Source organism: Enterobacter sp. 118C5 (genome assembly GCF_034107645.1).
Classification (GTDB): domain Bacteria; phylum Pseudomonadota; class Gammaproteobacteria; order Enterobacterales; family Enterobacteriaceae; genus Enterobacter; species Enterobacter nematophilus.
Map to the genome: position 1 here is coordinate 1 of NZ_JAWNEU010000041.1, position 542 is coordinate 542.

Here is a 542-nt window from a genome sequence, read left to right on the forward strand (position 1 = left end):
TGATTGCCCATTTGGTATGGTTGATGGCAACAATGGTTCCACCACCGCCACTCCGGATTTCAGCCTTCGCCGCAGGCTGACTGCAGCCCGCCAGCAGCAGGGCACCCAGTATCACGAGGTAATGTCGTATTTTCATTTTGCATTCCTTTTATGAATTGACACGTTACTGCATCCTGCTTAGTCATGCCCTGTGCAATGGCATGGCTAAGCATTACTGAAGGGGCCTAAAGACCAGTCAATGACTAAGGTTATTACCAGTGCCGTCAAAAAACAGGCTGAGATGCAGCGTCCTGCAGCAGGGAGGCTCCACGCGTCGCCCGGCGGCCAGGCTAGGCCAGCTCGTGGCTGTCCTGCTGCGAGCAGTTTGCGCCAACCAGCGCAGCCTGAGTGGGTAAACGCCCCTGAGCCGGAAATACCGGCGGGAACCACGCCAGATCGGTGATTATTTCGGACATACTTTTGGCTCCGGCATCTGCAGCGGCTCGTTGATTGGGTAGCCAGGCCGGCCGGGGCTCACGCAGCTGGTGGTCACTTTCACCTCA

General features: G+C 56.8%; 3 pseudogenes. All 3 read right to left on the bottom strand.

The features are described 5' to 3' along the window. A pseudogene (locus tag UTO39_RS22290) lies at nt 1–136 on the bottom strand (DUF3304 domain-containing protein); the annotation flags it as partial. 102 nt (nt 137–238) lie between these two features. Beyond that, nucleotides 239–455 (bottom strand): annotated as a pseudogene (locus UTO39_RS22295) (hypothetical protein); the annotation flags it as partial. Then, nucleotides 443–542, bottom strand: a pseudogene (locus tag UTO39_RS22300) (DUF3304 domain-containing protein); the annotation flags it as partial. The pseudogenes UTO39_RS22300 and UTO39_RS22295, both read right to left, overlap by 13 nt.